The sequence below is a fragment of the Pseudomonas sp. NPDC087804 genome, assembly GCF_044742965.1.
Classification (GTDB): Bacteria; Pseudomonadota; Gammaproteobacteria; order Pseudomonadales; family Pseudomonadaceae; genus Aquipseudomonas; species Aquipseudomonas rustica.
In genome coordinates, this window is sequence record NZ_JBIUVN010000008.1 from 1 (window position 1) to 23,675 (window position 23,675).

Annotated in this window: 17 protein-coding genes; 12 read left to right on the top strand and 5 right to left on the bottom strand. The window is 59.1% G+C overall.

What is annotated here, in order from left to right:
• Window positions 1–175 precede the first annotated feature (175 nt).
• From ACIOMO_RS13630 to ACIOMO_RS13660, 7 genes are all read left to right on the top strand, one after another.
• Complete coding sequence (locus ACIOMO_RS13630; protein WP_212544907.1) at window positions 176–1,069, top strand: hypothetical protein; 894 nt, start codon at window positions 176–178, stop codon at window positions 1,067–1,069.
• An 18-nt stretch (window positions 1,070–1,087) separates the two neighbouring features.
• Window positions 1,088–1,534 (top strand): 50S ribosomal protein L9, encoded by a 447-nt coding sequence (gene rplI, locus ACIOMO_RS13635; protein ID WP_042557398.1) that lies wholly within the window; start codon window positions 1,088–1,090, stop codon window positions 1,532–1,534.
• Between the two features lie 120 nt (window positions 1,535–1,654).
• Window positions 1,655–3,052, top strand: coding sequence for a replicative DNA helicase (dnaB, locus tag ACIOMO_RS13640; protein WP_053116810.1), 1,398 nt, complete (start codon window positions 1,655–1,657; stop codon window positions 3,050–3,052).
• Between the two features lie 190 nt (window positions 3,053–3,242).
• Window positions 3,243–5,555, top strand: a complete 2,313-nt coding sequence (locus tag ACIOMO_RS13645) for a YgiQ family radical SAM protein (RefSeq protein ID WP_053116779.1) — start codon at window positions 3,243–3,245, stop codon at window positions 5,553–5,555.
• A gap of 280 nt (window positions 5,556–5,835) precedes the next feature.
• The gene (locus tag ACIOMO_RS13650) at window positions 5,836–9,129 is read left to right on the top strand and encodes a DUF2126 domain-containing protein (RefSeq protein ID WP_401241292.1); all 3,294 of its coding nucleotides are present in this window, start codon (window positions 5,836–5,838) and stop codon (window positions 9,127–9,129) included.
• A 70-nt stretch (window positions 9,130–9,199) separates the two neighbouring features.
• Complete coding sequence (locus ACIOMO_RS13655) at window positions 9,200–11,686, top strand: circularly permuted type 2 ATP-grasp protein (RefSeq protein WP_401241295.1); 2,487 nt, start codon at window positions 9,200–9,202, stop codon at window positions 11,684–11,686.
• Window positions 11,686–12,576: a transglutaminase N-terminal domain-containing protein gene (locus ACIOMO_RS13660; protein ID WP_401241298.1), complete on the top strand. Its 891-nt coding sequence runs from the start codon at window positions 11,686–11,688 to the stop codon at window positions 12,574–12,576. The genes ACIOMO_RS13655 and ACIOMO_RS13660 overlap by 1 nt, the downstream gene beginning before the upstream one ends.
• Window positions 12,577–12,789: 213 nt before the next feature.
• On the opposite strand, the gene ACIOMO_RS13665 is transcribed toward ACIOMO_RS13660, so the two are convergent.
• Together ACIOMO_RS13665 and ACIOMO_RS13670 are read right to left on the bottom strand one after the other, a co-directional pair.
• Window positions 12,790–12,978, bottom strand: coding sequence for a hypothetical protein (locus ACIOMO_RS13665; RefSeq protein WP_158836123.1), 189 nt, complete (start codon window positions 12,976–12,978; stop codon window positions 12,790–12,792).
• A gap of 67 nt (window positions 12,979–13,045) precedes the next feature.
• Complete coding sequence (locus tag ACIOMO_RS13670) at window positions 13,046–13,633, bottom strand: TIGR00730 family Rossman fold protein (RefSeq protein WP_053116783.1); 588 nt, start codon at window positions 13,631–13,633, stop codon at window positions 13,046–13,048.
• 340 nt (window positions 13,634–13,973) lie between these two features.
• Here ACIOMO_RS13670 and azu point away from each other — a divergent pair, with 340 nt between their 5' ends.
• Both azu and ACIOMO_RS13680 read left to right on the top strand, forming a co-directional pair.
• A complete protein-coding gene (azu, locus tag ACIOMO_RS13675) occupies window positions 13,974–14,420 on the top strand; it encodes an azurin (RefSeq protein ID WP_401241301.1) in 447 nt (148 codons plus the stop codon).
• Window positions 14,421–14,641: 221 nt separating this feature from the next.
• Complete coding sequence (locus tag ACIOMO_RS13680) at window positions 14,642–15,553, top strand: hypothetical protein (protein WP_401241304.1); 912 nt, start codon at window positions 14,642–14,644, stop codon at window positions 15,551–15,553.
• 165 nt (window positions 15,554–15,718) lie between these two features.
• Here the strand turns inward: ACIOMO_RS13680 and nadE are convergent, their stop codons facing one another.
• The 3 genes from nadE to ACIOMO_RS13695 all read right to left on the bottom strand — a co-directional run bounded on the left by nadE (window position 15,719) and on the right by ACIOMO_RS13695 (window position 18,901).
• Window positions 15,719–16,546, bottom strand: coding sequence for an ammonia-dependent NAD(+) synthetase (nadE, locus tag ACIOMO_RS13685; RefSeq protein ID WP_401241306.1), 828 nt, complete (start codon window positions 16,544–16,546; stop codon window positions 15,719–15,721).
• Window positions 16,547–16,550: 4 nt separating this feature from the next.
• The gene (pncB, locus tag ACIOMO_RS13690) at window positions 16,551–17,774 is read right to left on the bottom strand and encodes a nicotinate phosphoribosyltransferase (protein ID WP_401241308.1); all 1,224 of its coding nucleotides are present in this window, start codon (window positions 17,772–17,774) and stop codon (window positions 16,551–16,553) included.
• Between the two features lie 230 nt (window positions 17,775–18,004).
• Window positions 18,005–18,901 carry a LysR family transcriptional regulator gene (locus ACIOMO_RS13695; protein ID WP_401241310.1) on the bottom strand — a complete coding sequence of 299 codons (897 nt, stop codon included), beginning with the start codon at window positions 18,899–18,901 and terminating at the stop codon, window positions 18,005–18,007.
• A gap of 163 nt (window positions 18,902–19,064) precedes the next feature.
• Here ACIOMO_RS13695 and ACIOMO_RS13700 point away from each other — a divergent pair, with 163 nt between their 5' ends.
• The 3 genes from ACIOMO_RS13700 (at window position 19,065) to ACIOMO_RS13710 (ending at window position 23,488) form a co-directional block, all read left to right on the top strand.
• Window positions 19,065–20,555, top strand: a complete 1,491-nt coding sequence (locus ACIOMO_RS13700; RefSeq protein WP_401241313.1) for an aldehyde dehydrogenase family protein — start codon at window positions 19,065–19,067, stop codon at window positions 20,553–20,555.
• Window positions 20,556–20,702: 147 nt separating this feature from the next.
• Window positions 20,703–21,986, top strand: a complete 1,284-nt coding sequence (locus ACIOMO_RS13705; RefSeq protein WP_400750793.1) for an NAD(P)/FAD-dependent oxidoreductase — start codon at window positions 20,703–20,705, stop codon at window positions 21,984–21,986.
• A gap of 368 nt (window positions 21,987–22,354) precedes the next feature.
• Entirely contained in the window at window positions 22,355–23,488 is a 1,134-nt protein-coding gene (locus ACIOMO_RS13710; protein WP_053116795.1) for an ABC transporter substrate-binding protein, read from the top strand.
• Window positions 23,489–23,675 lie beyond the last annotated feature (187 nt).

Genomic DNA, 23,675 nt, shown 5'->3' on the forward strand with positions numbered 1-23,675 from the left:
CTACGTTTCAGAGACCGGCTAATTCTTTCCATGACGCTTCTCATGTACCAAAGCTCGTTTTAATAGTAAGCTGGCCACGTCTTACTTGCGCGCCAGCTTCCTGGCCCTGCTGGCCTACACCGACAGCCACGGCCGCTGAGACCGGGCAGTCGACAAGTAGCAAAGGATTGAATGCATGCGTGCCTTAGCTGAGTTCATCATGCGCGGCCGCATGCAGGCCACTCTCGTAGTGGCCGGATGTGCAACATTGCCGTTGTTGTATTGGTTGGGTGCCGCCGCCGGGAGCCTCGTGCTGCTGCGGCGCGGATTGACAGACGCCCTTGGTGTTCTGTTGCTGGGACTGCTGCCGGCCTTGGTCTGGTGGTTGTACGCCGATGATCCACGGGCACTTCTGGTGCTGCTGGGGTCTTCGGGGCTTGCGTTGATTTTGCGCGCAAGTGAGTCCTGGGTTCGTACGCTGCTGGCCAGCGTGGCAATAGGAGTGGTGTTTTCAGTGGTGCTCGGGGCGGCGTTTGCGGCCCAGATCGAGATGCTCGCGCAGGCCCTTATCAAGGTAATGCCCGCGCTTCTCGGTGAGACCTACAAGCAATTGTCGGTCGATGAGCAAGCGCGTTTCGCGTCCCTGATTGCACCAGTCCTGACCGGACTGATTGCGGCGTTGTTGCAGATCGTCAGCGTGCTGAGCCTGATTGTCGGGCGTCATTGGCAGGCGTTGTTGTACAACCCGGGTGGTTTTGGTCGCGAGTTTCGCGCCATACGGATCCCGCTGGGGCCGGCGATGTTACTGCTGGCGTTGATGCTTCTGGGCCCGAATCTCGGTGCACAGATGGCCATGTTGACGCCGTTGTGCAGTGTACCGCTGGTGTTCGCCGGACTTGCCTTGATTCACGGGCTGGTCGGGCAGAAGCGACTGGCCGGTTTCTGGCTGGTGGGGTTGTACGTCACGCTGTTGCTGTTCATGCAGCTGATCTATCCGTTGCTCGTGGTTTTGGCCATTGTCGACAGCCTGATTGATTTTCGCGGTCGTCACGTGTCGAAAGACACCGACAGCGCGAACGGTGAAGGTTAAAAGTTAGAGGATTTTCACATGCAACTGATCCTTCTGGAAAAAGTCACCAACCTGGGCAACCTGGGTGACAAAGTAAACGTTAAGGCCGGTTACGGTCGTAACTACCTGCTGCCTTACGGCAAAGCTACCGCCGCGACCCCAGCGAACATCGCTGCGTTCGAAGAGCGTCGTGCCGAGCTGGAAAAAGCTGCTGCAGACCGTAAAGCATCGGCTGAAAGCCGTGCTGCCCAACTGGCCGAGCTGGAAGTGACCATCACTGCCACCGCTGGCGACGAAGGCAAGCTGTTCGGTTCGATCGGTACTCACGACATCGCTGACGCACTGACCGCCTCCGGCGTTGAAGTGCAGAAGAGCGAAGTTCGTCTGCCGAACGGCACCATCCGCAACGTAGGTGAATTCGACGTGGCTGTGCACCTGCACGCCGAAGTTGAAGCCACCGTACGCGTTGTCGTGGTAGCAGCTTAAGCAACACCTGATCGGCTGGCGGCTTGCCCGTCAGACGGTTAACATCGGGCACGATCCTGTTTACAGGTCGTGCCCTTTGTCTTTCTGCAATTCCTGATTTTCAACCAAACTCAAGTGGCCATGAACGATATCTCCGCTCCCGAGCAATACGATCTGCAAACCGCTGCCCTGAAGGTGCCGCCGCATTCCATCGAAGCCGAACAGGCTGTACTCGGTGGTCTGATGCTGGACAACAACGCCTGGGAACGCGTGCTCGATCAAGTCTCCGACGGTGATTTCTATCGACATGACCACCGCCTGATCTTCCGTGCGATCGCCAAGCTGGCCGATCAGAACTCGCCAATCGACGTCGTGACCCTTGCCGAGCAATTGGACAAGGAAGGTCAGACCTCGCAGGTGGGCGGCCTCGGTTACCTCGGCGAACTGGCGAAAAACACACCGTCCGTCGCCAACATCAAGGCGTATGCGCAGATCGTCCGCCAGCGTGCGACGTTGCGCCAACTGATCGGCATCAGCACCGAGATCGCCGACAGCGCCTTCAACCCGGAAGGGCGTACCGCCGAGGAAATCCTCGACGAAGCCGAGCGTCAGATCTTTGCAATTGCCGAGGCCCGGCCGAAAACCGGTGGCCCGGTAGGCGTGAACGATTTGCTGACCAAGGCAATCGACCGCATCGACACGCTGTTCAACACCGACAACGCGATTACTGGCCTGTCCACTGGCTACACCGACCTCGACGAGAAGACCAGCGGTTTGCAGCCAGCTGACTTGATCATCGTCGCCGGTCGTCCGTCGATGGGTAAAACCACCTTCGCGATGAACCTGGTGGAAAACGCCGTACTGCGCAGCGACAAGGCCGTGCTGGTGTACTCCCTCGAGATGCCAGGCGAATCGCTGGTCATGCGTATGCTCTCGTCGCTGGGCCGCATCGACCAGACCAAGGTGCGTTCCGGTCAGCTAGAAGATGACGACTGGCCGCGCCTGACCTCGGCGGTCAACCTGCTCAATGACCGCAAGCTGTTCATCGACGACACCGCCGGTATCAGTCCGTCGGAAATGCGTGCGCGAACCCGGCGTCTGGCGCGTGAGCACGGTGACATCGGTCTGATCATGATCGACTACCTGCAATTGATGCAGATTCCAGGTTCCGGCGGCGACAACCGCACCAACGAGATTTCGGAAATCTCGCGTTCCTTGAAGGCCCTGGCCAAAGAATTCAACTGCCCGGTGGTGGCGCTGTCGCAGCTCAACCGTTCCCTCGAGCAGCGGCCGAACAAACGCCCGATCAACTCCGACCTCCGGGAATCCGGAGCGATCGAGCAGGATGCTGACGTGATCATGTTCGTATACCGCGACGAGGTGTATCACCCGGAAACCGAGCATAAAGGCATCGCCGAAATCATTATCGGTAAGCAACGGAACGGGCCAATCGGCTTTATCCGCCTGGCGTTTATCGGTAAGTACACCCGTTTCGAAAACCTTGCGCCGGGCAGCTATAACTTCGACGACGACGAGTAATCTTCGTCGCCTGATCTGGCCTCTTCGCGAGCAGGCTCGCTCCCACATTTGGAATGCGTTCAAATGTGGGAGCGAGCCTGCTCGCGAATGGGGTCGGCACAATTTCCGACCACAGCCGTCGGAATTGGTCAAAATTTGTGCTATATTCCGCGCCCGCGAAATTCAATGAAAGCCAACACCGGTTATCGACATGCAAGCAGCCAAGCCGTTATTTGACTATCCAAAGTACTGGGCCGAATGTTTCGGGCCAGCGCCATTCCTGCCGATGAGCAGGGAGGAGATGGATCAGCTTGGCTGGGATTCCTGCGACATCATCATCGTCACCGGTGATGCCTACGTCGATCACCCGTCGTTCGGCATGGCGATCATCGGCCGGCTACTGGAGTCGCAAGGCTTCCGCGTCGGGATCATCGCCCAGCCAAACTGGCAGTCCAAAGACGACTTCATGAAGCTCGGCGAGCCGAACCTGTTCTTCGGCGTCGCGGCCGGCAACATGGACTCGATGATCAACCGCTACACCGCCGACAAGAAAATCCGTTCCGACGACGCCTATACCCCGGGCGGTATGGCCGGCAAACGTCCGGATCGCGCGAGCCTGGTCTACAGCCAGCGCTGCAAAGAAGCCTACAAAAATGTGCCGATCGTTCTCGGTGGCATCGAAGCCTCCCTGCGCCGCATCGCCCATTATGATTATTGGCAGGATCGCGTGCGTAACTCGATCCTGATCGACGCCTGCGCCGACATTCTGCTGTACGGCAACGCCGAGCGCGCGATTGTCGAAGTCGCCCAGCGTCTGTCCTACGGCCACAAGATCGAAGACATCACCGACGTGCGCGGCACCGCGTTCATTCGTCGTGACACGCCGCAAGGCTGGTACGAAGTTGACTCGACGCGCATTGACCGTCCGGGCAAGGTCGACAAGATCATCAACCCGTACGTGAACACCCAGGACACCCAGGCCTGCGCCATTGAACAGGAAAAGGGCCCGGTCGACGATCCGCAGGAAGCCAAGGTTGTCCAGATTCTGGCCAGCCCGCGCATGACCCGCGACAAGACCGTGATCCGTTTGCCGTCGATGGAAAAAGTCCGCGGTGATGCTGTTCTTTATGCTCACGCCAACCGCGTGCTTCACCTCGAAACCAACCCGGGCAACGCCCGCGCGCTGGTGCAGAAGCACGGCGAAGTCGACGTCTGGTTCAACCCGCCGCCGATTCCGATGACCACCGAAGAAATGGACTACGTGTTCGGCATGCCTTACGCACGTGTTCCGCACCCGGCGTACGGCAAGGAGAAAATCCCGGCCTACGACATGATCCGTTTCTCGGTGAACATCATGCGCGGCTGCTTCGGTGGCTGCACCTTCTGCTCGATCACCGAGCACGAAGGCCGGATCATCCAGAACCGTTCCGAAGAGTCGATCATTCGCGAGATCGAAGAGATCCGCGACAAGGTGCCAGGCTTCACCGGCGTCATCTCCGACCTCGGTGGCCCGACCGCGAACATGTACCGTATCGCCTGCAAAACGCCGGAAATCGAATCCGCGTGCCGCAAGCCGTCCTGCGTATTCCCGGGCATCTGCCCGAACCTGAACACCGACCACTCGTCGCTGATTCAGCTGTACCGCAGCGCCCGTGCCTTGCCGGGTGTGAAAAAGATCCTGATTGCCTCCGGCCTGCGTTATGACCTCGCGGTCGAGTCGCCGGAGTACGTCAAAGAGCTGGTGACCCACCACGTCGGCGGTTACCTGAAGATCGCCCCGGAACACACCGAGGAAGGTCCGCTCAACCAGATGATGAAACCGGGCATCGGCAGCTATGACAAGTTCAAGCGCATGTTCGAGAAGTACACCAAGGAAGCGGGCAAAGAGCAGTACCTGATTCCGTACTTCATCGCCGCCCACCCGGGCACCACCGACGAAGACATGATGAACCTGGCCCTGTGGCTCAAGGGCAATGGCTTCCGCGCCGACCAGGTGCAAGCGTTCTACCCGTCGCCGATGGCCACCGCCACCGCGATGTACCACTCGGGCAAGAACCCGCTGCGCAAGGTCACTTACAAGAGTGACGGCGTGAATATCGTCAAGAGCGAAGAGCAGCGTCGTCTGCACAAGGCGTTCTTGCGTTATCACGACCCGAAAGGCTGGCCGATGCTGCGTGAAGCGCTGATCCGCATGGGTCGCGGCGACCTGATCGGTTCGGGCAAGGATCAACTGATCCCGACGCACCAGCCGACCACCGACAGCTACCAGAGCGCCCGTCGCAAAAACTCGACACCGGCTGGCAGCCATAAAGTGGCGAAGGAAGGCAAAGAGAAGACCACCAAGATCCTCACCCAGCACACCGGTCTGCCGCCGCGTGCCAGTGATGGTGGTAATCCGTGGGACAAGCGTGAGCAGGCCAAGGCGGCGGCATTTGCCCGCAACCAACAGGCTGCGAAAGAGCGTAAAGACGCCGCGAAAGGCAAAGGGCCGAAACCGACCCGCAAGCCGGTCGTACCGCGCTAAAGCAAACGCCAACCTTCGGGTTGGCGTTTTTTTTTTTGAGTCAAAAGATCGCAGCCTGCGGCAGCTCCTACAGTGGGATTCGCGTTTCCCTGTAGGAGCTGCCGCAGGCTGCGATCTTTTGATCTTCGCCACATTTAGGCGCAACTTCGCCTAACCATTTCCCCGCATCGCCCGATTTTGGTGCTGTACTGCCCTAAGCATTCCGGGAAAGCGCCCAAGCCTCTGCATGGCATAAGTCTTGCGCGCTTTCGAATACGCTTAGGCTCGCAGGAGGCACGCCGTGTCGATTCATGTCGCATTGCATCACGTCACGCATTACCGCTACGACCGCGCTGTCGAACTCGGCCCGCAGATCGTTCGCCTGCGCCCGGCTGCCCACAGTCGCACGCGGATTTTGTCGTATGCGCTGAAAGTCTCGCCCGAGCAGCATTTCATCAACTGGCAGCAAGACCCGCAGGGCAACTACCTCGCGCGGCTGGTCTTCCCGGAAAAAACCGATGAGTTGCGCATCGAGGTCGATCTGCTGGCCGAAATGGCCGTGTTCAATCCCTTCGATTTTTTCCTTGAGCCCTACGCCGAGAAAATCCCTTTCGCCTACGCCCCGGACGAACGCAAAGAGTTAGCGCCATATCTCGAAACCCTGCCACTGACGCCGAAATTCAAAGCCTATCTGGACGCCATCGACCGCACGCCGCTGCCAGCGGTGGACTTCCTCGTCGCACTCAACCAGCGCCTCAGCGAAGACATCGGCTACCTGATCCGCATGGAACCGGGTGTGCAAACCCCGGAGCACACCCTCGAACACGCCTCCGGCTCCTGCCGCGACTCGGCGTGGTTGCTGGTGCAACTGCTGCGCAACCTCGGCTTGGCCGCGCGATTTGTTTCCGGTTACTTGATTCAACTGACCGCAGACGTGAAAAGCCTCGACGGCCCGTCCGGCACCGAAGTGGATTTCACCGACCTGCACGCTTGGTGTGAGGTGTATTTGCCGGGCGCCGGCTGGATCGGCCTTGATGCGACGTCAGGCCTGTTCGCCGGTGAAGGGCATATCCCGTTGGCCTGTAGTCCCGATCCGTCCTCGGCGGCGCCGATCAGTGGCTTGGTCGAACCCTGCGAATGCGTGTTCAGCCACGAAATGTCGGTGGAGCGGATCTGGGAGGCGCCGCGCGTCACCAAGCCTTACACCGATGAGCAATGGCTGGCGATTCAAGCGCTCGGCCGGCAGATTGATGCCGACCTGCTGGCGGAGGATGTACGCCTGACCATGGGCGGCGAGCCGACTTTCGTGTCCATCGATGACCCGGACGGTGCCGAGTGGAACACCGCCGCATTGGGAGAGGACAAGCGCCGTCTCTCTGCCGAATTGTTCCAGCGCATGCGCAAACACTACGCACCGAAGGGCCTGGTGCATTTCGGTCAGGGCAAGTGGTATCCGGGCGAGCAACTGCCGCGCTGGTCGCTCAATTGCTACTGGCGCCGCGACGGCGTGCCGGTCTGGCACAACGATGCGCTGATCGCTGACGAGCAGCAGGATTACGGCGCCACAGGTGAATTGGCCGGGCGTTTTCTGGCCAGTGTCGCCGAACGCCTGAAATTGCCTACACGTTTTGTGTTCCCGGCCTACGAGGACAACTTCTATTACCTGTGGCGCGAGGGCACGTTGCCGAGCAACGTCAGCGCCGAAGACTCGCGTCTGGAGGAGCCGCTGGAGCGCGCACGCCTGCGCAAAGTCTTCAGTCAGGGCCTGAACAAGGTGATCGGCCAAGTGCTGCCTCTGGCGCGCACAGCCAAGGGCGATCAATGGCAAAGCGGCCGCTGGTTCCTGCGAGACGAGCATTGCCGCTTGGTGCCGGGGGATTCGCCACTGGGTTATCGCCTGCCGCTCGGTTCGCAGCCGTGGGTAAAAGCCGCCGAGTACCCGTTTATTCATCCCCAGGATCCAAATCAGGATTTTCCCGAGCTGCCGCAAACCACCCAACTCAACCTTCACGGCGAACCGGCGACGTCTGATGAGCGCACGCCAAAAATCGACGAATCCGCCGATTGGCTGACCCGCACCGCGTTCTGTGCCGAAGCCCGCGAAGGGCGTTTATACCTGTTCATGCCGCCGCTGGAGCGGGTCGAAGATTATCTGGAACTGGTCGCGGCCATCGAGGCCACCGCCGAAGAACTGCATTGTCCGGTCTTGCTGGAAGGCTACGAGCCGCCTAGCGATCAACGCCTGAGCAACTTCCGCATCACCCCCGATCCGGGCGTGATCGAGGTCAACGTGCAGCCCTCGGCGACATGGGACGAGTTGGTCGAGCGCACCGAGTTCCTCTATGAAGAAGCGCGGCAAACCCGCCTGACCACCGAGAAATTCATGATCGACGGCCGCCACACCGGTACCGGCGGCGGCAATCACTTTGTGCTCGGCGGCGCAACGCCGGCGGATTCACCGTTTCTGCGACGTCCGGATCTGCTGCGCAGCCTGATCAGTTACTGGCACAACCATCCATCGCTGTCGTACCTGTTTTCCGGATTGTTCATCGGCCCGACCTCACAGGCGCCGCGCGTCGATGAGGCGCGCAATGACGCGCTGTATGAGCTGGAAATCGCTTTCGCGCAGATGCCGGAGCCGGGCGAGGAATGCGCACCGTGGTTGGTCGATCGATTGCTGCGCAACTTGCTGATCGACGTCACTGGCAACACTCATCGTGCCGAGTTCTGCATCGACAAACTGTATTCGCCGGATGGCGCCACAGGGCGTCTCGGCTTGCTGGAGTTGCGCGCGTTCGAAATGCCGCCTCACGCGCGCATGAGCCTCGCTCAACAATTATTGCTGCGGGCGCTGGTCGCACGGTTCTGGCGCGAACCTTATGCGCCCACGAAACTGGCGCGCTGGGGCACCGAACTGCACGACCGCTTTTTGCTGCCGCACTTTATCGAGCAGGACTTCGCCGACGTCATCGTCGAACTGAACAACGCCGGTTATCCACTGCGGGCGGAATGGTTTGCGGCGCATCTGGAGTTTCGTTTTCCGAAGGTCGGCGATTACGCCGTTAATGGCATCGAACTGGAACTGCGCCAGGCGCTGGAACCGTGGCATGTGCTGGGCGAGGAGGGCGCGGCGGGCGGCACGGTGCGTTATGTCGATTCATCGCTGGAGCGTTTGCAGGTCAGGGTAAAAGGCTTGCCGCCGCAGCGTTATCTGCTGACGTGTAATGGCATCGCGGTGCCGTTGCACCCGACCGGGCGCGTCGGCGAATTCGTCGCAGGTGTGCGTTACCGCGCCTGGCAACCGGCCAACTGCCTGCAACCGAACATACCTGTGCACGCACCGCTGGTATTCGACCTGCTCGACACCTGGATGGGTCGATCACTGGGCGGTTGTCAGTACCACGTCGCGCATCCCGGCGGGCGTAATTACGAGACGCTGCCGGTTAACGCTAACGAAGCGGAGAGCCGGCGTATGGCGCGATTCTTCCGCGTCGGACACACGCCAGGGAAACTTCCTATACCGAAGGTGGAAATCACTGACGAGCTACCGATGACAATCGATTTACGACGTTTCCAAATCGTACGCGACGCTTAGATTTTTCGTATATCCGGGCGTCATGTGCCTGCGTTAGTCTGACCGTTCCTTGCTGTCTGCCGAGCTTTCCATGCCTGACCTGCTAGACCGCTACCCGCTCACGGCGGGCACTTATCACGAACTGCTCGACGGCAGTGGAGCGGTGCGCCCGCATTGGAGGCGACTGTTCGATCAGTTGCAGCGCAGCACGCCGGCGCAGTTGGTACAACGGCAGGCATTGCTGGCGCGGCAGATTCAGGAAAACGGCGTTACCTATAACGTCTATGCCGACCCCAAAGGCGCGGATCGGCCGTGGGAACTGGATCTGCTGCCCCATGTGATTGCGGCGGATGAATGGCAGCAGTTGTCAGCCGGGATCGCTCAGCGTGCGCGCCTGCTCAATGCGGTGCTGGCGGATCTTTATGGCCCGCAAAAGCTGATCAGCGAAGGTCTGCTGCCGGCGGAACTGGTCTTCGGCCACAACAATTTTCTCTGGCCGTGTCAGGGCATTGCGCCACCGGAAGGGGCTTTCCTGCATCTTTACGCGGTGGATCTGGCGCGCACGCCGGACGGCCGCTGGTGGGTGACGGCCGATCGTACTCAGGCACCCTCGGGTGCCGGTTATGCGCTGGAAAACCGCACCATCGTTTCCCGTGCCTTCCCCGAGTTGTACCGCGACCTGAAGGTGCAGCATCTGGCCGGTTTTTTTCGTACGTTGCAGGAAACCATGGCCCGTCAGGCGCCCTGCGACGACGGCGCGCCGCTGATCGTGTTGCTGACGCCTGGGCGTTTCAACGAAAGCTATTTCGAACATTTGTACCTGGCTCGCCAGCTCGGTTATCCGCTGGTCGAGGGCGGCGATCTGACCGTGCGCGATGCCACGGTCTACCTGAAAACCCTCAGCGGCCTGCGTCGGGTACACGCAATCATGCGCCGGCTCGACGACGATTTCTGCGACCCGCTGGAGTTGCGCACGGACTCGGCACTCGGCGTGCCCGGATTGCTTGAAGCCGTGCGTCAGGGCCGTGTGCTGGTGACTAATGCGTTGGGTAGCGGCGTACTGGAATCGCCGGGGTTGCTGGGGTTTCTGCCGAAGATCAATCAATACCTGTTCGGCGAAGAACTGATCCTGCCATCGATTGCCACGTGGTGGTGTGGCGAGGCGCCGGTGTTGGCGCAGGCGTTGGAGAAACTTCCGGAACTGTTGATCAAACCAGCGTTTCCCTCGCAAACCTTCGCACCCGTGTTTGGTCGTGATTTGAGTGAAAAACAGCGACAGGCGCTGGCCGAGCGCATGCAGGCGCGACCTTATGCCTACGTCGCGCAAGAATTGGCTCAACTGTCCCACGCCCCTATCTGGCAGGCTGAAAACGGTCAATTGCAACCCCGGGCGATCGGCATGCGCATGTACGCCGTGGCCAGTCGCGACGGTTATCGCGTGCTGCCCGGTGGCCTGACCCGAGTGGCCGCCGAGGCCGATGCCGAAGTGGTGTCGATGCAGCGCGGCGGCGCGAGCAAGGACACCTGGGTGCTGGGCGAACGACCGCCGAGCGGTGAGCAGTGGAAAACTCAGCGCAATGTCGGCGTACATGACCTCGTCCGCCGCGATCCCTATTTGCCGTCGCGGGTGGTGGAAAACCTGTTCTGGTTCGGCCGTTATTGCGAGCGCTGCGACGACAGTGCGCGCTTGCTGCGCATCATGCTCGCGCGGTATGTCGACGGCGATGACCCGCAGGCGTTGCAGGCCGCTGTCGATCTGGGTGAACGGCTGGCGCTGTTGCCGGACGAAGGTGAATTGCCGGAGCGGCTGCTGGCTGCTCTTCTGGGGGACGACTGGTCATTCAGCCTGCGCTCCAACCTGCAACGCTTGCAGTGGGCGGCCTCGCAGGTGCGCGGCAAGCTTTCGCGGGAGAACTGGCAGGCGCTGGTCGAGTTGCAGCGCGAAGCGATGGAGCTGGATACCGACGAGCCGGACTTCGGCGAGTTGCTGGATTTTCTCAACCGACTGGTGATGTCGCTGGCGGCGCTGTCCGGTTTTGCCCTTGATGACATGACCCGCGATGAAGGCTGGCGCTTTCTGATGATTGGCCGGCGCATCGAACGTCTGCAATTCCTCAGCAGCAGTCTCGCGGCATTTTTGCGCGGCGCCGGCGCTTTCGATCAGTCGGGGCTGGAATGGCTACTGGAACTGGGTAACAGCAGCATCACCTATCGCTCACGGTATCTGGCGGTGGCGCAATTGATCCCGGTGCTGGATCTGTTGCTGCTGGATGAGCAGAACCCGCACGCGGTGCTGTTCCAGCTGAAACTGGTGACGCGCACGTTGAAGCGCCTGAACGAGGATTTTGGTGCGCCTCGGGAGGCAGGATTGCCGCAATTGGTCGAGCGTTTGGCGCGTTTCGATCTGGGCTGTCTGGAAAATCCGCTGTTCGGTGACACCAGCGTGCGCGCGGCGCTCAATGGCCTCGCGGATCTGCTGCAAGAGATTGCCGAGGCCAGCGGGCAAGTATCTGATCGTCTGGCCCTGCGCCATTTCGCTCACGTCGATGATGTCAGCCAACGCACGGTGTCCGTCTGATGAGCGCGCATTACCAGATCCTCCACGACACCTGTTATCACTACGACAGCCCGGTGTCGCTGGCGCAGCAATTGGCACATCTATGGCCACGCGAATGTGCCTGGCAGCGCTGCACCGAACAAAAATTATTAATCAGCCCGGAGCCGACGGCACGGCGGGATGAACTGGATGTGTTCGGTAATCCGCTGACGCGACTGGCGTTCGAGCGCCCGCATGATGAATTGCAGGTCAACGCGCGGCTGACGGTGGAAGTGCTGGCGCGGCCGGTGCTGGATTTTAAGCAGTCGCCGGCGTGGGAGCAGACCCGCGATGCGCTGACCTACAGCAGTCTGCCGTTGTCCGCCGAGATACTTGAGGCGTGTCGATACCGCTTTCAGTCACCGTATGTGCATTTGAAGCGCAGCTTCGTCGAGTTCTCGCAAAGCTGCTTTGCGCCGGGGCAGCCATTGATGCTCGGTGTGCAGGCGTTGATGCAGAAGATATTCAGCGAATTCACCTTCGATGCCGAAGCGACCCAAGTGGCGACGCCGCTGGTAGAAGTGCTGGAGCGGCGGCGCGGGGTGTGTCAGGACTTCGCGCACTTGATGCTGGCGTGTGTGCGCTCGCGAGGCTTGGCGGCGCGTTACGTCAGTGGTTATCTGCTGACTCAGCCGCCGCCGGGGCAGCCACGCCTGATCGGCGCCGATGCGTCGCATGCGTGGGTGTCGGTGTTTTGCCCGGTGCTGGGCTGGGTGGATTTCGATCCGACCAATAACGTGCAGCCGGCGCTGGAGCACATCACTTTGGCGTGGGGCAGGGACTTCTCAGATGTTTCGCCGCTACGCGGGGTAATCCTCGGCGGCGGCAACCACGACCCGGAAGTCCGCGTCACCGTGATGCCCATGGACTAACGGCGATCAAAACTGTGGGAGCGAGCCTGCTCGCGAAGGCGTCAGGTCAGTCAGCTCATAAAGTGGCTAACACAGCGCTTTCGCGAGCAGGCTCGCTCCCACATGGGAATTTGGGTGCACTTGGGAGGGGAAGGGCTGTGAGGGCCGGCAGTGAAACCGCCAGCCCCGTCACAAATCCGCAGGGTCTGATTCGATCATCAAACCCGGTGGGGTTCAGGCGTCAGGCGCCTGATCTTTCGGTGCTTCGGTTGCATCAACATCATCTTCCGTTGCCACTTCACCCTCAGGGTTCAGTGCTGCTTCTTCAGCGGTTTGCTTCTTGCGCTGAAGCTTTTCCTCTTTCTTCTGTTCCTTTGCCAAGTCGCGTTGACGTTTGGCGAAGGAGTAATTGGGTTTGGCCATGGGCGTTCCTCTAGGTCGAAGGTGAGGTTGAGCGGCGCGTATTCTGCCCTGTATCGACGTCCGAGGGTTAACCGGGTTTTTGATCGACCCACTTTGGCGTGACGGTCGGCTTCCAGTTATCCAGGGCATCGAGCAGCGTTTGCGGCGATTCGCTCACTTGCAGCATGTCACGGTGTGGCGCGCGAACGAAGCCTTCGCCGACGATGTGGTCAAGAAAAGCAGTGAGTTTGCTGTAAAAACCGTTCACTTCGAGCAGACCCAGCGGTTTGCCGTGATAGCCGAGCTGGCCCCAGGTCCAGACTTCAAACAATTCTTCCAGCGTGCCGAGGCCGCCGGGCAGGGCGATAAACGCATCGCTGAGCTCCGCCATCCGCGCCTTGCGCGCATGCATGCCGTCGACCACTTCCAGACGTGTCAGGCTTTTGTGACCGATTTCCTTGTCCATCAGGCTCTGCGGAATGATGCCGATCACTTCGCCACCAGCGGCCAGCGCGGCGTCGGCGACAATCCCCATCAAACCCACGGCGCCACCGCCGTAAACCAGCGTCAGCTTACGCTCGGCGAGGGCTCTGCCTAATGCAACGGCCGCTTCGGTGTAAGCCGGATCAGTACCGGCGTTGGCACCGCAAAATACACAAACGGATTTCAGAGACATGCTTTTCTCCTGGGTCAATCCGACACAGGGTAATGGCTGGCACGCCTCGATCCAAGGGCTAAACTTCGCGTTCCGGTGTTTCAAAGGTACCGCTGGCGCCACAGGCGTAGGCGGCGAGCAAACTGCACAACAGACCGTTAAAGAACATGACAGGCACTCCGTTTCAGTAGATGCGCCGATCATAGGGCGGGGCGGGAATTCTGGCCGTTAGATTGTGTCGATGAGTGTCATAGCCTGAAAGTTGTATACAATTTTTGACGCAAGTCATAGGAACTTGCGAAGATTTCAGGCAGTCTTTCCACCATTAGTGTTTTTGTTAACCCTGCCTTGGAGATTCACCATGTTTTCCAAAGTTGTTGCGGTATCCCTGCTGGCGCTGGCCAGCAGCCAATTGATGGCTGCCGAGTGCAAAACCACCGTTGACTCCACCGATCAGATGTCCTTCAACACCAAGGAAATCGTGATCGACAAGAGCTGCAAGACCTTCACCGTCGAACTGACCCACTCCGGCAGCCTGCCGAAGAACGTCATGGGCCATAACCTGGTGATCAGCAAAGAAACTGACATGCAGCCAATCGCCACCGACGGCCTGGCCGCCGGCATCGACAAGAACTACCTGAAAGACGGCGACGCTCGCGTAATCGCCCACACCAAAATCATCGGCGCCAAAGAAACCGATTCGCTGACCTTCGACGTATCGAAGCTGGACGCCGCTGAAAAATATGGCTTCTTCTGCTCGTTCCCAGGCCACATCTCGATGATGAAAGGCACTGTGACGCTGAAATAATCAGCCGCTGAAGCTTTAAAAAAACGCCGCTGCGAGGTTATCGCAGCGGCGTTTTTTTGTGTCTGGAATGGGTGTTTTTAGTGAAACATCAAGCTTGGCCCACTGGTCGGAAAAGCATCGATACCTGTAATTTCTGACAGTAGACACAAATCTTGATCCTGAGTCTGATGGGTACGCACTCGCATCACCGGGCGCATCCATTCCGAAAAAGGAGTTTTCGTATGACCGATCAAGAGAAATTGCCCCACCAGCGTACTTTGATTAGCTCGCTGGATAAAATCGCGAAAGTGAGCTCGACTCGAATTGAAAGCATCACCAATGGTAAGGGCGAGCCCATCGACAATGGTGGCGTAACCGATAATTCTGATTTGTCTTTCGTTGGATCGGCTCAACCAAGCCAGTACGCGCAAATTCTTGATAATGGAGTTGGGACGCACCCCGCTGTATGGGTGGACGATAACAGCCATTTCAGTGCCTTTTTACCCGATGAGGCAGCGGGGGAGCATGTATATACCGTTCAAACGATGGATGGTCATAAGTCGGATGTCTGGCGTGTTTTCATTGTCAAGGCCACGGAAGCAGACATTGATTGGGTTAACGACAGCAATGGCAATCCAATCGAAAGAGGCGGGTTCACACGTGATACCGAGTTGAACTTCGTTGGCATTGGGAGGAGCCACACGGAAGTGAAGCTTTTCGATAACGGGAATTATCTTCAAACGCTTACAGTGGACGGTAACAGCCATTGGAACGCCTTGGTTCAGGACCTGGTGACAGGGCTTCATCAGTTTACCGTGCTTGGGCCTGACGGAGTTTTATCCCAGCCTTGGGATATCGAGGTCAAAGAGTCAGCTCCGCTTGGGATCCAGTTCGTCATCGATTCAAATTTGAAGCTGCTTGGAAACCACGAAAAAACAACCGCTAAGACGGTGACGTTTGTTGGCACGGCAAATCCGAATGAAAAAGGGTTTCTCTCTGACTACGACAATGACGTTTCATCGATCCAGGCAGATTCAAATGGAGTTTTCACAGTGACGGCTTATGATTTGGCAGAGAAGGTTCATACCTTCAGGATCAGGACTTATGAGAATCGAGTGTCCGCCCCTTGGACTGTTCGAGTCGTCGCTTCCTGAGTCCAACAGACGGTTATCCGGCCAATAAAAAAGCGTCCCTTGGGACGCTTTTTGCTTTCTGTAGGAGCTGCCGAAGGCTGCGATCTTTTGATCTGTTTTTGAAGATCAAGATCAAAAGATCGCAGCCTCGTTTCACTCGACAGCTCCTACAGGCTCCGTCGCGACTTATGGGGCGAATGGCATCACACGTTTGTGATGGGTTTTGTTGTAGGTGTCGACGATGATTTTGAAGGCTTCCTCGCGCACCGGCTCGCCGTGCAGAAACGCATCGATTTCGGCATACGTCACGCCATGCGACGCTTCGTCCGGTTTGCCCGGCGACAAATCTTCAAGATCCGCCGTCGGCACTTTCTCGACCAGCGATTCCGGCGCGCCGAAGCTGCGGGCGATCGCGCGCACCTGATTTTTCACCAGACCGCTCAGCGGTGCCAGATCGCAGGCGCCGTCGCCGAATTTGGTGAAGAAGCCCATCACCGCTTCCGCCGCGTGGTCGGTGCCGATCACCAGGCCGTGCGCTGCGCCGGCGATGGTGTACTGAGCGACCATGCGCATCCGCGCCTTGGTGTTGCCGAGCACGAAGTCCACCGATACTGCGTGTTTGCCTTCGAACGCGGCGACTTCACTGGCCAGCGACTTCACGGCTGGCCCAATGTTGACGGTGTGGCGTTCGTCCGGGGCGATGAAATCCACCGAGGCTTGGGCGTCGTGTTCGTCAAACTGGGTTTCGTACGGCAGGCGCACGGCGATGAATTTGTAGCTGTTGTCGCCGGTTTGATCGCGCAGCTCACGCATCGCGCGCTGGGCCAAGAGGCCTGCGGTCAGCGAATCGACGCCGCCGCTGATGCCGAGCACCAGCGTCTTGAGCCCGGAATTGACCAGACAATCCTGAATAAAGACGATGCGCCGGGCGACTTCGGCCTGCAGGGCTTTGTAGTCAGCGAACGGCGGTTGCACTTTGAGCTGTTCAGCAATCTCACGCTGTACGGCTTGCATGAATTCACTCCTTGCTAGATGAACTGGAATCGGCAGGAACCTGGAACACGTGTCGCAAGTAGGCGACGAAATTCGGGTCTTTGCAGTGGGACTTGCCTGGCTCGTCGGAGATCTTCGCCACCGGTTGGCCGTTGCAGGCAGTCATTTTAAGCACGATGCTCATCGGTTCGACACCCGGAATGTCACAGGTGAGGTTAGTGCCGATGCCGAAGCTGACGTTGATCCGGCCGTGCAGCGCGCGGAAGATCTCCAGCGACTTGGGCAAGGTCAGGCTGTCGGAGAACACCAGCGTCTTGCTCATCGGGTCGATGCCGAGCTTGTGGTAATGCGCGATGCATTTTTCGCCCCACACCACCGGATCCCCGGAGTCGTGGCGTAAACCGTCGAACAGCTTGGCGAAGAACAGATCGAAATCGCCGAGAAACGCATCGGTGGTAATGCAGTCGGTGAGGGCGATGCCCAGCAAACCCCGGTACTCACGCACCCAACAGTCGAGCGCGGCGATCTGGCTGTCGATCAACCGTGGGCCGAGTTGCTGGTGGGCCATGATCCATTCGTGGGCCATGGTGCCCAGTGGTTTCATGTCGAGTTCGCGCGACAGGTGTACGTTGCTGGTGCCGACGAAACGCCCGGGGAAATCGTGCTTGAGCACGTTCACCACTTCTTCCTGCACACGGTAAGAAAACCGGCGGCGGGTGCCGAAATCGGCTACTTGCAGTTGCGACAATTCGTCGGCCGAGGCGTTGGCGGTCAGCCAGTCGAATTTGCGGTAGAGCTTCTCGCGCGCCTGTTCGAGCACGGTTTCGCGGTAGCGATAGCGGTTGCGCACTTCGCTGACGATCGCCAGCAGCGGCACTTCGTAAAGAATCACATGCAGCCACGGCCCGCGCAGTCGGATGAACAGCTCGCCGTTTTCGATGCCGGTGTGCACGTAGCGCAGGTTGAAGCGGAACAGACCGAGGAATCGCAGGAAGTCCGGTTTCAGGAAGGAGATACGCTCAAGGAAATTCAGTTGATCGGCGCTCAGGCTCAGTTCGGCCAGGCGTTCGATCTGATAGCGGATCTCGGCCAGATACGGGCGCAGATCCTCGCTGTTGCGGCAACGGAATTCCCATTCGACTTCAACGTTGGGGTAGTTGTGCAGCACCGCCTGCATCATCGTCAGTTTGTAGAAGTCGGTGTCGAGCAGGTTCTGCACGATGCGATCGGCAAACACACTCTCGCTCATAAACGGTCTCCAGGTGCGCCGCGCTGTGGCGCGGTAAAAATCAATGGCGCTAGTGGCGCATATCAGTGGTGGGGATTGCCAGCAATTTCTGAAAACGCATCAGATCCTTGTGGGAGCGGGCTTGCTCGCGAAGGCGTTCTGTCAGTCGATTCAAATGTCGCTGAAACACCGCTTTCGCGAGCAAGCCCGCTCCCACAGGGATTGTGGATAACTCTGCATTGGGCGTCAGGTCAGGGATTGTCGATCTGCTCGAGCATCCATTTGACGAAAACCCGCACCTTGGGCACTTCCGCCGCGTGCTCCGGGTACGCCAGATAGTACGCGTCAGTGCTCGGCATCGCATGCTGCCAGGGAATGACCAGTTTGCCGTCGGCCAATTCCTCTTCCACCAGAAAACGTGGCAACAGCGCCACGCCACAACCCACCTGTGCGGCGCGAATGCACATATAAAAGGTTTCAAAACGTGGCCCGTGATAGCTGTGTTCGGTCTGGTAGCCCTGACTGTCGAACCAGTCGTGCCACGCCTGTGGGCGTGAGGCATTTTGCAGCAAGACCAGATCGGTGAGTTGCGTCGGATCAGTGAACGGCGTATCCGGCAGGCTGCTCGGCGCGCACACCGGCACCAGTTCTTCACTGAACAACTTCAGGCACTCAGTCCCCGGTCGCGAGCCTTGACCGTAATAGAAAGCCAGGTCACTGCGCCCTTGCAGCAAATCATCGGCCTCTTGCTCGTTGCACAAATCCAGATGAATTGACGGATGGCGCAAACGCCAGCCTTTCAGGCGCGGCACCAGCCAACGCGCGCCGAAGGTCGACGGGGTCGATACGCGTAGGACTTCGGTCTCGCCGCCGTAGGAACGCAGGTAATGCGTCGACATCTCCACCTGCGTGAGGATTTTTCGTACTTCCACCAAGTACAAATCCCCGGCCGGGGTCATCTGCAAACGTCGGCGCACGCGGAGGAACAATAAGTGTTGTAACAATTCCTCAAGCTGCGCGACCTGCTTGCTCACCGCACTCTGGGTCAGGTTCAGTTCCTCGGCGGCGCGGGTGAAGCTCAGGTGCCGGGTCACGGCCTCGAAGCATTGCAGGGCGGTGATCGAGGGCAAGTGGCGTTTGTTCAGCATGGCCGATCCTTTTCTTGTCTTTCTATGCTCAGCATGAATAAACGGAATGATATCTCGCGTAAAGGTCGTTTGTTGCCTCGCCATTGTGAAGCTACAACTAATGGCCTGCCCGGTCGTGAAATGGCGACCGCACACATTCAGTTTTTTGCTTGAGGAGTGACCCATGGTTGCCGCATTGCTTGATCGTCTTGGTGTGAACCCGGCCCTTTATCAGAACGGCAAAGTGCCGGTGCATTCGCCGATCGACGGCAGCCGCATTGCCGCCGTGAACTGGGAAGGCCCGGCCGAAGTCGAGCAGCACATCAGTCGCGCAGATCATGCGTTCGAGCAATGGCGCAAGATTCCGGCCCCGCGTCGCGGCGAGCTGGTGCGTCAATTCGGCGAGGTGTTGCGTGAATACAAGGCTGACCTCGGCGAACTGGTTTCGTGGGAGGCGGGCAAGATCACCCAGGAAGGTTTGGGTGAAGTGCAGGAGATGATCGACATCTGCGATTTCGCCGTCGGCCTGTCCCGTCAGTTGTACGGTTTGACCATCGCTTCCGAGCGTCCGGGCCACCACATGCGTGAAACCTGGCATCCGCTGGGCGTGGTCGGTGTGATCAGCGCGTTCAACTTCCCGGTTGCAGTCTGGGCGTGGAACACCACGCTGGCGCTGGTCTGCGGCAACCCGGTGGTGTGGAAGCCGTCGGAGAAAACCCCGCTGACCGCACTGGCCTGCCAAGCGCTGTTCGACCGTGTGGTGAAGAACTTCAGCGATGCGCCGGCGAATCTTTGCCAAGTGATCATCGGTGGTCGCGACGCGGGTGAAGCGCTGGTCGATGACCCGCGTGTCGCCCTGATCAGCGCCACCGGCAGCACGCGCATGGGCCGTGAAGTGGCGCCGAAAGTCGCCGCACGTTTTGCTCGCAGCATTCTGGAGTTGGGCGGCAACAACGCGATGATCCTCGGCCCAAGCGCCGATCTGGACATGGCGGTGCGCGCGATTCTGTTCAGCGCCGTCGGTACCGCCGGCCAGCGTTGCACCACGTTGCGTCGCTTGATCGCCCATGAGTCGGTCAAAGAAGAAATCGTCACCCGCCTGAAAGCCGCGTACTCGAAAGTGCGCATCGGCCATCCGCTGGAAGGCAATCTGGTCGGCCCGTTGATCGACAAGCACAGTTTCGAAAACATGCAGGACGCGCTGGAGCAGGCGTTGAGCGAGGGCGGTCGGGTGTTTGGCGGCAAGCGCCAACTGGAAGATCAGTTCCCGAATGCTTACTACGTGTCGCCGGCGATTGTTGAAATGCCGGAGCAGAGCGATGTGGTGTGCAGCGAAACCTTCGCGCCGATTCTGTACGTGGTTGGTTACAAAGATTTCCAGGAAGCACTGCGCCTGAACAACTCGGTGCCGCAAGGGTTGTCGTCGTGCATCTTTACTACTGACGTGCGCGAGGCTGAGCAGTTTATGTCGGCGGTGGGCAGTGATTGCGGGATCGCCAACGTCAACATCGGCCCGAGCGGTGCGGAGATTGGTGGTGCGTTTGGTGGTGAGAAGGAAACGGGTGGTGGCCGTGAATCGGGTTCGGATGCGTGGCGCGGGTACATGCGCCGCCAGACCAACACCGTGAACTACTCGCTGGAGTTGCCGCTGGCGCAGGGCATTACGTTCGACTGAGGATGGAGGAAAAGCTGAAAAGATCGCAGCCTTCGGCAGCTCCTACATAGGTGGCGCCAGGCTGCGGTTTTGTAGGAGCTGCCGAAGGCTGCGATCTTTTGGCGGCCCCACAAGCGCATTTGGTTAGGTTTCTGTTGGAGTCTGGCAATGCCGTTACGCGAAGAATGTCTGTGGGAAAAACTCACGCCGCAAAGGCCGGATAACTCCGCGCTCAAGGGCGAAGTCAAAGTCGATGTCTGCGTGATCGGCGCCGGGTTTACCGGGTTGTCGGCGGCGCTGCATCTGTTGGAACAGGGCAAAAGCGTCTGCGTGCTAGAGGCTCATCGCGCCGGCCACGGCGGTTCCGGGCGCAACGTCGGATTGGTCAACGCCGGCATGTGGATTCCACCGGACGAGATCGAAGCCGGTTTCGGTGAAGCGGTCGGCAGTCAGCTCAATCGCATGCTCGGCGCCGCGCCAGCGCTGGTGTTCAGCCTTGTGGACAAGTACAACATCGATTGCCAATTGCGCCGCGAAGGCACGCTGCACATGGCGCATAACGCCAAGGGCGAGGCCGATCTGCGCAGTCGCGAGCAACAATGGAAACGTCGCGGCGCACCGGTCGAGCTACTCACCGGCAAGGCTTGCGAACAAGCCACCGGGACGCAAAAAATCGCCGCCGCGTTGCTCGATCGTCGCGCCGGCACGCTCAATCCGATGGCTTATGTCACCGGGCTGGCGAACGCGGTGCTCGGCCTCGGCGGGCAGATGTTCGACCATTCACCGGTCACTCGACTCGAGCGTCAGGGCGCGAAATGGTCGGTGCAAACCGAGCACGGTTCGGTGCTCGCCGAACAAGTGGTCATCGCCTCCAACGCCTACACCGAGGGCGACTGGACGGAACTCAAACGCAATTTCTTCCCCGGTTATTACTATCAGGTCGCTTCGGTGCCGCTGACCGAAGACGCTGCGCAGGAGATTCTTCCGGGTGGGCAAGGCTCGTGGGATACCCGCCAGGTGTTGAGCAGCATCCGCCGCGATAAAGAAGGGCGGTTATTGCTCGGCAGCCTCGGCAACGGTAATCAAAAACCGGCCTGGTTTCTCAAGGCCTGGGCCGATCGGGTGCAGCAGCATTACTTCCCGCAACTGAAACCCGTCGAATGGGAATGCACCTGGACCGGGCGCATCGCGTTTACGCCCGATCACCTGATGCGTCTGTTCGAACCGGCACCGGGGCTGGTCGCTGTCACGGGCTATAACGGCCGTGGCGTTACCACTGGCACGGTGGTCGGCAAAGCCTTCGCCGATTACTTGTGCAACGGCAATGCCGAGGCCCTGCCAATTCCCTTTGCACCGATGCAGCCCTTGGCGGGCGTGGGCTTGCGCAGTTGCCTGTACGAGGCCGGGTTCTCGCTGTATCACGCGGGCCAGTGCCTGCGCATCGTGATTTGAGTGTTGAATTATGTTGCCGGAAGCGGCGCTTTTCGATGCAGCGACTAGCCTGTAATGGTGCGGGTTGTAGCAGTCCCGCACCAGCAGTGTGCAGTTCGGTGACGCGGGCTGTTACAGGCTGGTTGCACGTCGTTTGGTGCCGCGGTTGCTATGATGGCGCATGCGGGTTGCGCCTGAAAAAATAAATGGTTTCACCTTCCGCGGTTTAGACGGTTGCACGCCCAATGAAAATGGGAACGAAACAGTCGAAATAACAAGAAAGCAGCGACTTTTTGAAGAATAAAAAACCGATGGCACGGCCCTTGCTCTGCGCATTCAGTGAAGTGAAGTCGCAGTGCCAACTAAAAAAAACCTTGGAGCACCACCTCATGTCCCAGACGTTTTACAAGAAAGGCTTTCTGGCCCTCGCAGTGGCTACTGCGTTGGGTGTTTCTGCGTTTGCTCAGGCTGATATCAAAATCGGTGTAGCGGGTCCAATGACGGGCGCCAACGCGGCATTTGGCGAGCAGTACATGAAGGGTGCACAAGCGGCGGCCGATTCGGTCAACGCGGCAGGTGGCGTCAACGGGGAAAAAATCGTTCTGGTCAAAGGCGATGACGCCTGCGAACCGAAACAAGCGGTAACGGTCGCCAAGGATCTGGTCAATCAGAAAGTCGCTGGCGTGGTCGGCCACTTCTGCTCGTCTTCCACCATTCCAGCCTCGGAAATCTACGACGAAGCCGGCGTAATCGCGATCACCCCGGGTTCCACCAACCCGCAAGTGACCGAGCGCGGCCTCAGCGCCATGTTCCGTATGTGCGGGCGTGACGACCAGCAAGGTATCGTTGCCGGCGACTACATTGTCGACGTGCTCAAGGGTAAAAAAGTCGTTGTATTGCACGACAAAGACACCTACGGCCAAGGCCTGGCGGATGCCACCAAGGCACAACTGGTCAAGCGCGGCGTGACGCCAGTGTTGTATGAAGGCCTGACCCGTGGCGAAAAAGACTTCAGCACCATCGTCACCAAAATCCGTGGCGCTGGCGCCGATGTCGTCTACTTCGGTGGTCTGCACCCGGAAGCCGGTCCGCTGGTTCGTCAACTGCGTGAGCAAGGCCTGAAAGACGTCAAGTTCATGTCCGATGACGGCATTGTGACCGATGAACTGGTAACCACCGCGGGTGGCCCGCAATTCGTGGATGGCGTGCTGATGACCTTCGGTGCCGACCCACGCATGCTGCCAGAGAGCAAGGCAGTGGTAGACGCGTTCCGCAAGGCCGGCACCGAGCCTGAGGGCTACACCCTGTACGCCTACGCTTCGGTACAAACCCTGGCCGCAGCCTTCAACGGCGCCAAGTCCAACAAGGGCGAAGAAGCGGCTGCCTGGCTGAAGAAAAATCCGGTGAAAACCGTCATGGGCGAAAAAGCCTGGGACTCGAAGGGCGACCTGAAAGTTTCCGACTACGTGGTTTACCAGTGGGACAAGGACGGCAAATATCACCAGCTGGAAAAACAGAAGTAAGGGCTGACGCGATCAGTTGATCCCACGGTTCCTTTGTAGGAGTGAGCCTGCTCGCGATGACGGAGTTACAGGCAACACATGTGTTGAATGTTAATCCGCTATCGCGAGCAGGCTCACTCCTACAGGGGGCGGTGGTGACGGGTGAATCGTGGCTGACATTGCTCCGACGTAAATCTGTATTTTCCCT

Excerpts from the sequence above, each read along its gene's own strand:
- ACIOMO_RS13695 (WP_401241310.1), bottom strand. The coding sequence starts at position 18,901 with ATGCTGAACAAACGCCACTTGCCCTCGATCACCGCCCTGCAATGCTTC.
- dnaB (WP_053116810.1), top strand. The coding sequence starts at position 1,655 with ATGAACGATATCTCCGCTCCCGAGCAATACGATCTGCAAACCGCTGCC.
- ACIOMO_RS13630 (WP_212544907.1), top strand. The coding sequence starts at position 176 with ATGCGTGCCTTAGCTGAGTTCATCATGCGCGGCCGCATGCAGGCCACT.
- ACIOMO_RS13710 (WP_053116795.1), top strand. The coding sequence starts at position 22,355 with ATGTCCCAGACGTTTTACAAGAAAGGCTTTCTGGCCCTCGCAGTGGCT.
- ACIOMO_RS13660 (WP_401241298.1), top strand. The coding sequence starts at position 11,686 with ATGAGCGCGCATTACCAGATCCTCCACGACACCTGTTATCACTACGAC.
- ACIOMO_RS13680 (WP_401241304.1), top strand. The coding sequence starts at position 14,642 with ATGACCGATCAAGAGAAATTGCCCCACCAGCGTACTTTGATTAGCTCG.
- ACIOMO_RS13670 (WP_053116783.1), bottom strand. The coding sequence starts at position 13,633 with ATGTCTCTGAAATCCGTTTGTGTATTTTGCGGTGCCAACGCCGGTACT.
- ACIOMO_RS13705 (WP_400750793.1), top strand. The coding sequence starts at position 20,703 with ATGCCGTTACGCGAAGAATGTCTGTGGGAAAAACTCACGCCGCAAAGG.
- ACIOMO_RS13665 (WP_158836123.1), bottom strand. The coding sequence starts at position 12,978 with ATGGCCAAACCCAATTACTCCTTCGCCAAACGTCAACGCGACTTGGCA.
- azu (WP_401241301.1), top strand. The coding sequence starts at position 13,974 with ATGTTTTCCAAAGTTGTTGCGGTATCCCTGCTGGCGCTGGCCAGCAGC.
- rplI (WP_042557398.1), top strand. The coding sequence starts at position 1,088 with ATGCAACTGATCCTTCTGGAAAAAGTCACCAACCTGGGCAACCTGGGT.
- nadE (WP_401241306.1), bottom strand. The coding sequence starts at position 16,546 with ATGCAAGCCGTACAGCGTGAGATTGCTGAACAGCTCAAAGTGCAACCG.
- pncB (WP_401241308.1), bottom strand. The coding sequence starts at position 17,774 with ATGAGCGAGAGTGTGTTTGCCGATCGCATCGTGCAGAACCTGCTCGAC.
- ACIOMO_RS13645 (WP_053116779.1), top strand. The coding sequence starts at position 3,243 with ATGCAAGCAGCCAAGCCGTTATTTGACTATCCAAAGTACTGGGCCGAA.
- ACIOMO_RS13700 (WP_401241313.1), top strand. The coding sequence starts at position 19,065 with ATGGTTGCCGCATTGCTTGATCGTCTTGGTGTGAACCCGGCCCTTTAT.
- ACIOMO_RS13655 (WP_401241295.1), top strand. The coding sequence starts at position 9,200 with ATGCCTGACCTGCTAGACCGCTACCCGCTCACGGCGGGCACTTATCAC.